The sequence below is a fragment of the Mesorhizobium sp. P5_C1 genome, assembly GCF_054049815.1.
In genome coordinates this window covers 1-757 of sequence record NZ_JBFULQ010001243.1, presented here as the reverse complement: position 1 = coordinate 757, position 757 = coordinate 1, and the positions used below count along the sequence as shown (strand labels likewise).

1 protein-coding gene is annotated in these 757 nt (G+C 61.4%); it reads right to left on the bottom strand.

Annotated elements, in window-relative coordinates:
- On the bottom strand, positions 1-757 hold a 757-nt coding region (locus tag ACXJ7R_RS35130; protein ID WP_457155803.1), incomplete at both ends, for a HAMP domain-containing protein.

Sequence of the window (757 nt, the reverse complement as noted above, 5' to 3'; positions counted from 1 at the left end):
AGTCAGATCACCCTTCGTGACGGCCGTGGAGACCTCAGCGATTGCGCGCACCTGGGTGGTCAGATTTGCGGCGAGCTGGTTGACGTTGTCGGTCAGATCGCGCCATAGGCCGGCCGCTCCCGGCACCCGCGCCTGTCCACCGAGCTTGCCCTCGATACCCACCTCACGAGCCACGTTGGTCACTTGGTCGGCAAAGGTGGCCAGCGTTTCGATCATGCCGTTGATGGTGTCGGCCAGAGAGGCAATTTCACCTTTGGCGTCCACCGTCAGCTTGCGCTTGAGATTGCCTTGCGCGACCGCCGTTACGACGTCAGCGATGCCACGGACCTGATTGGTCAGGTTTGTCGCCATCAGGTTGACGTTGTCGGTCAAGTCTTTCCAGGTACCGGCGACGCCTTCAACACGAGCTTGACCGCCAAGCTTGCCTTCGGTGCCAACCTCACGCGCGACGCGGGTCACCTCGCCGGCGAAGGAATTGAGCTGGTCCACCATGGTGTTGATGGTCGACTTCAGCTCAAGGATTTCGCCCTTCACGTCGACAGTAATCTTCTTCGACAGATCACCGCGTGCGACGGCGGTCGTCACTTCGGCAATGTTGCGCACCTGACCAGTCAGATTCTCGGCCATGGAATTCACATTGTCAGTAAGGTCCTTCCACGTGCCGGCAACGCCGCGCACCTGCGCCTGACCGCCGAGCTTGCCTTCGGTGCCAACCTCGCGCGCCACGCGCGTCACTTCGCCAGCGAAGGAGTTGAGC